At 71.6% G+C, this 5,474-nt stretch carries 5 protein-coding genes; 1 reads left to right on the top strand and 4 read right to left on the bottom strand.

The window, feature by feature from the left end; all coding sequences use genetic code 11:
- Positions 1 to 1,191, top strand: a 1,191-nt coding sequence (gene hisD / locus VB737_RS14615) for a histidinol dehydrogenase (RefSeq protein ID WP_500314033.1), incomplete at its 5' end; no start/stop codon positions are given.
- Between the two features lie 12 nt (positions 1,192 to 1,203).
- Here the strand turns inward: hisD and VB737_RS14610 are convergent.
- The 4 genes from VB737_RS14610 to VB737_RS14595 form a co-directional block, all read right to left on the bottom strand.
- Positions 1,204 to 3,051, bottom strand: a complete 1,848-nt coding sequence (locus tag VB737_RS14610; protein ID WP_500314031.1) for a putative bifunctional diguanylate cyclase/phosphodiesterase — start codon at positions 3,049 to 3,051, stop codon at positions 1,204 to 1,206.
- Positions 3,052 to 3,121: 70 nt separating this feature from the next.
- Positions 3,122 to 3,835, bottom strand: a complete 714-nt coding sequence (gene rpiA / locus VB737_RS14605; protein WP_500314029.1) for a ribose-5-phosphate isomerase RpiA — start codon at positions 3,833 to 3,835, stop codon at positions 3,122 to 3,124.
- Positions 3,836 to 3,895: 60 nt separating this feature from the next.
- A complete protein-coding gene (locus VB737_RS14600; protein WP_500314027.1) occupies positions 3,896 to 5,047 on the bottom strand; it encodes a trypsin-like peptidase domain-containing protein in 1,152 nt (383 codons plus the stop codon).
- Positions 5,047 to 5,474, bottom strand: a 428-nt coding sequence (locus VB737_RS14595) for a metallophosphoesterase family protein (RefSeq protein WP_500314025.1), incomplete at its 5' end; no start/stop codon positions are given. The genes VB737_RS14595 and VB737_RS14600, both read right to left, overlap by 1 nt.

The following is a 5,474-nucleotide window of genomic DNA, read 5'->3' as shown; positions in this document are numbered from 1 at the left end:
ATCCTGGCCGAGGTGCGGGAGCGGGGCGACGCGGCCCTGCTCGACTTCAGCGAACGCTTCGACGGCCTGCGGCCCGATCCCCTGCGGGTGCCCCCCGAGCGGCTGGCCCAGGCCTGGCACGACTGTCCCGAGCCCCTGCGCCGGGCCCTCGACCTGGCCCACGACCGGATCCTGGAGTTCCACCACCGCCAGATGCCGGCGGATCTGGCGGTGGTGGGCCCCCACGGCGAGCGGCTGGGGCGCCGCTGGCGCCCGGTGCAGCGGGCGGGGATCTACGTCCCCGGCGGCCGGGCTTCCTACCCCAGCACGGTGCTGATGAATGCGATTCCCGCCCGGGTGGCGGGCGTGGAACGGCTGGTGATGGTCACCCCGCCCGGCGCCGGCGGCGAGCCGAACGCCACCGTGCTGGCCGCCGCCCACCGGGCCGGGGTGGAGGAGGTCTACCGGGTGGGCGGCGCCCAGGCGGTCGGGGCCCTGGCCTACGGCACCGAAACCATCCCTGCGGTCGATGTGATCAGCGGCCCCGGCAACCTCTACGTGACCCTGGCCAAGAAGGCCGTGTACGGCACCGTGGGCATCGATTCCCTGGCCGGCCCCAGCGAGGTGCTGGTGATCGCCGACCACACGGCCGTACCCGCCCAGGTGGCCGCCGACCTGATGGCCCAGGCGGAGCACGATCCCCTGGCGGCGGCGATCCTGATCACCACCAGCGAGGCGCTGGCCGCCGCCGTGCCGGCCGCCATCGAGGCCCAGCTGGAGCGGCACCCGCGGGCCGCCATCACCCTGCAGGCCCTCAACGACTGGGGCCTGATCGTGGTCTGCGACGATCTCACCGAGGCGGCGGCCCTCAGCGACCGGTTCGCCCCGGAGCACCTCGAGCTGCTGGTGGCCGATCCCGAATCCCTGGCGGACCGGATCAGCCATGCCGGCGCCATCTTCCTCGGCCCCTGGTCGCCCGAAGCCGTGGGCGACTACCTGGCCGGCCCCAACCACACCCTGCCGACCTCGGGGACGGCCCGCTTCGCCGGCGCCCTCAGCGTCGAGACCTTCCTGCGTCACACCAGCCTGATCCACTTCAACCGGGCGGCCCTGGAGGCCACCGGGCCGGCGGTGGTCATCCTGGCCGAGAGCGAGGGGCTGCACAGCCACGCGGAATCGGTGCGGCAGCGGCTCGGGACCCAGGACAGCTGAGCGGACCGGCACTCATCCGCCTGCTGAGGGCGGGAGGTTCCAGTCGGGCAGGTCCTCCGCCGGCATCGGCCGGGCGATGGCGAATCCCTGGGCCAGTTCACAGCCCATCGCCCGCAACGCCTGCAGGTGCTCAGGCGTCTCCACGCCTTCGGCCACGCAGGTGCGGCCGAAGGCGTGGGCCAGATCCACCACGGCCTTAACGATGGCCCGATCGGCGGGATCCACCAACATCCTGGCCACGAACGAGCGGTCGATCTTGATCGTGGAGATCGGCAGCCTCCGCAGGTAGGTGAGCGAGGAGTAGCCGGTGCCGAAGTCGTCGAGGGCAACGCGCACACCCAGCTCGCGGCAGCGGGCGATGGTCTGGGCCACCTGTTCCAGATCCTCCAGGGCGGCTGTTTCCAGCACCTCCAGGCCCAACGCCGAGGCGGGCAGATCGGGATGGAGGGCCAGGGCTGCGCGGATCCTCTCGGCGAAACCGGGATCACGCAGCTCCCAGGCCGACATGTTCACGCTCACCGCCACACTCAGCCCTGCCCGCCTCCAGGCCGAGCAGTGGCGCAGGGCCTGCTTCAGCACCCAGTCGCCGAGGAGGCTGATCTCCGGTTGATCCTCGATCCAGCCCAGCCAGGCCTCCGGCAACAGCAGCCCCTGCTGGGGGTGCTGCCAGCGCACCAGGGCTTCGGCAAAGCGCAGCTGCCCGGTGGCCAGGTCGATCACCGGCTGCACGAACAGGCGCAGCTGCTGCTCTTCGATGGCCTGTCGCACCCTCTCCAGGCGGGAGCGCTGCAGCGACTGGCGCCGTTCCAGCGCCACGTCGAAGTGGTGCATCCGCCCCGGGCCGGCTCGCTTGGCGGCGTACATGGCCTGGTCGGCCTGGCGCAGCAGGGTATCCGGATCGGCCTCGTCGGGGGGCACCAGCCGGAAGCCGATGCTGGTGCTCAAGGCCACGCAGAGCGTCGCGCCCAGGAGGGTGGGCTGGGCCACGGCGCTGAGCAGCCGGTCACCCAGCGACTCCAGCTCGGCCAGGCTGCTGAGGCCGGGAAGGATCACCACGAATTCATCCCCACCCAGCCGGCCCACCGTGTCGCCCGGCCGCAGGCACCGGCAGAGGCGTTCGGCCACGGCCACCAGCAGCTCGTCGCCCACGGCATGGCCGTGGCTGTCATTGATGGGCTTGAAGTTATCGAGGTCGAGGTAGCCCACCGCCAGGTGGGTGCCGTTGCGCCTGGCACGCTCCAGCTCCTCGCCCAGACGCTGACTCAGCAGGGAGCGATTGGGCAGGCGGGTGAGCGGATCCTCGTAGGCCAGCTGACGCAGTTGCTGATCAATCAGCCGACGTTCGAACCCCTGGGCGAAGCCGCTCACCACGATCGAGAGCACGGCCACCTCCTGGTCGCTCCAGCGGCGGCAGCCGCGGATGTGGTCAAAGCCCGCGAACCCCTCCAGCCGGCCCCGCCGCACCAGGGGGAGGACCAGCAGGGACTGAATGCCCTGGGAGCTGAGATGGGCCCGCTCGGCATCGGCCCCGGCGGGGAGATCAAGGAGAGACTCGAGATTGATCGCCCGGCCGGAACGCATTTCCCCCATCAACCAGCCGATCGACACCTCCGGCACCTGCTGAAGTTGGTGGATCTGCGGTTCCACCCCCGGCGCACACCACTCGTGGGTGTTGCTGGCGAAACCCGGATGGCGCGTCAGGGAGAACACATAGGCCCGATCCACATCGAACAGGCCACCGATCGACGCCAGGGTGCGATCAATGGTGGCGTCGAGTTCCGTCGTGGGCTCGACGATGAACGCCTCAGCCGTCTCCGCCAGCAGCTGGAGCAGCAGCGTGCTGAGGTCGCCGTTGGGCACCGTTCGCCCAGCCCAGAGAGGATGGCTCCATTCTGGTGGCCAGGCGTCGGGTGGCCCAGCGGAGGGCGGCTCAGCGCCTCGCGAGGTCGCGCACCCCGGCCTCACCGCCCACGACCTCACCCACCAGCACCTGGTCGGCCAGGTTCACGAACAGGCCGTTCTCCAGCACGCCGGGGATGTTGTTGATCGTCGCCTCCAGGGCGGCGGGATCACCGATGCCCCCCTCAAAGGCCACATCCAGCACCAGGTTGCCCTGGTCGGTGACGACCGGGCCGGCCTTGCGCACGGCCATGCGCAGCTCGACGCGGCTGCCCATGGCGGTGAGTTCATCGCGCACCTGGCGCCAGGCACCGGGCAGCACTTCCACCGGCAGCAGAAAGCCCAGGTTGAGACGCTCCACCAGCTTGGTGGCATCCACCACCACCACGAAGCGGTCGGCCCGGCGAGCCACCAGCTTCTCCTGCACGTGGCAGGCCCCTCCCCCCTTGATCAGCTGGAAGGAGGGGTCCACCTCATCGGCACCGTCGATGGCCAGATCGATGTGCTGCACGGCATTCAGCGCCTGCAGCGGGATGCCCAGCTCGGCCGCCAGCACTTCCCCCTGGAAGGAGGTGGTGACCCCGACAATGCCGCTGAGTTCGCCCTGCTGGAGCTTGCGGCCGAGGGCGCGGATCATCAGGGCCGCCGTGGAGCCCGAGCCCAGCCCCACCACCATGCCGTCACGGATCTGATCCACCGCCGCCGTGGCCACGGCCTCCTTCATGCGGTCCTGAAGATCGGACATCGGGATCTGCCGGAAATGGCGCAGACCGTAGCAAGGGGGACCCTCCAGCCCCCCTGGCGCCTAGCCCGCCTGGGGCAGGGCCGCCGGGCGGATCGAGAGCTGCAGCTCCCGCTGGCCCCGTACCACCTTCAGCGGCAGAGGCTGGCCCACTTCGGCCCGCTCCACCTGCTGCAGCAGGGCCGAGGGGGTGTTCACCGGCTGGTCGGCGATGGCCACCACCAGATCGCCACGGTGCAGCCCGGCCGCCTCGGCTGGGCTTTCCGGCAGCACCCGCTGCACCAGGGCGCCATCCCGCTCGGGGAGCTGCAGCAGGGCATCGGGATCCCGGTTGTTGTCCCGGGCCATCCGCGCCGTGAGCGGCACCAGCTGGAGGCCGAGATACGGGTGAACCACCGTGCCGCCCTCGCCGAGCTGCTCCGCCACCTTCCTGGCCAGGTTGATGGGGATGGCGAAGCCCAGCCCGGCGCCGGGCCCGGAGCGCACCAGGGTGTTGATGCCGATCACCTCACCGGCGGCGTTGATCAGGGGGCCACCGGAGTTGCCCGGATTGATGGCCGCGTCCGTCTGGATCAGGTCGAGGCGCTTGTCGGCGAAGCCCAGGCTGTTGATGTCCCGATGCAGGCTGCTGACGATCCCCAGGGTGACCGTGCGTTCGAGGCCATAGGGGCTGCCCAGGGCGATGGCCCAGTCGCCCACCTCCAGGGCCTCGGAATCCCCGAGCGGGGCGGCGCTCAGGGAACCCTTGCCGCCGATCCTGACCACCGCCAGATCGGTCACCGGGTCGGTGCCCACCACGGTGCCGTCCAGCTGGCGGCCATCGGCCATGGTGACGGTGACCCGGTCGACGTTGTCCACCACGTGGGCATTGGTGAGCACCAGGGCACGGCGGCCGTCGATCACCACCCCCGAGCCCTGCCCGCGCTCCCGCGTGCTGCCGGAGGGATCGCCGAACAGATCGCGCAGCAGGGGATCCAGCAGGGCCGGATCGAACGGAGGCCGGGCCACGTTGCGCTCGGTGTCGATCCGCACCACCGCCGGCCCCACCCGCCGGGCGGCGTCGGCCACGAAGCTGTGGGGGGTCAGGGCCGGGGGGGCCTCCTCGAGGGCCGCCGCGGGCAGGGGGAGGGTGGCGAACGCCAGCAGCAGGGCCAGCACCATCAGGCCCCGCAGTCGCCGGATCAGGGAGGACAACAGGGGAAAGGGGCGTTGCATCAGCGGAGGCTAGGGCCGTCGCATGGCGCCCAGCGCAGCAACCGCTGCTGCAGCACGCCGTCCTCCCCCAGCGCCAGCCAGCGCCCGCCGGGGTCGGCCGGACGGCCCAGGGGACAGGGCTGCACCGGCCCGAAGCTGCGCAGGGTGGAGGGGCACCCGAGCAGGGGCACCGCCGGTCGCCCAGGCAGCCCCGCCTGCCAGTGCTGGTGGATGTGGCCGAAGACCAGCCCCCGCAGGGCGGCCAGCGGCCGCAGCAGATCCAGCAGGGCGTCGCCGTCCCGCAAGCGGATGGCATCCATCTCGGCATCGCCGATCGGCAGCGGCGGATGGTGCACCGCCACCACCAGGGGCAGATCGGCGTCGGTCGATCCGGCGGCCAGCCGGCGCCGCGCCCAGTCCAGCTGGATCCGGCCCAGTTCGCCGGCGG

The organism is Synechococcus sp. BA-120 BA3, from assembly GCF_034931285.1.
Lineage (GTDB): Bacteria > Cyanobacteriota > Cyanobacteriia > PCC-6307 > Cyanobiaceae > Cyanobium.
Note: the sequence above shows the minus strand (reverse complement) of the source record. Positions and strands in the feature narration are given on the sequence as shown.

What these genes read in the sequence shown, in the direction of transcription:
- rpiA (WP_500314029.1), bottom strand. Translation starts at nt 3,835, where the DNA reads ATGTCCGATCTTCAGGACCGCATGAAGGAGGCCGTGGCCACGGCGGCG.
- VB737_RS14600 (WP_500314027.1), bottom strand. Translation starts at nt 5,047, where the DNA reads ATGCAACGCCCCTTTCCCCTGTTGTCCTCCCTGATCCGGCGACTGCGG.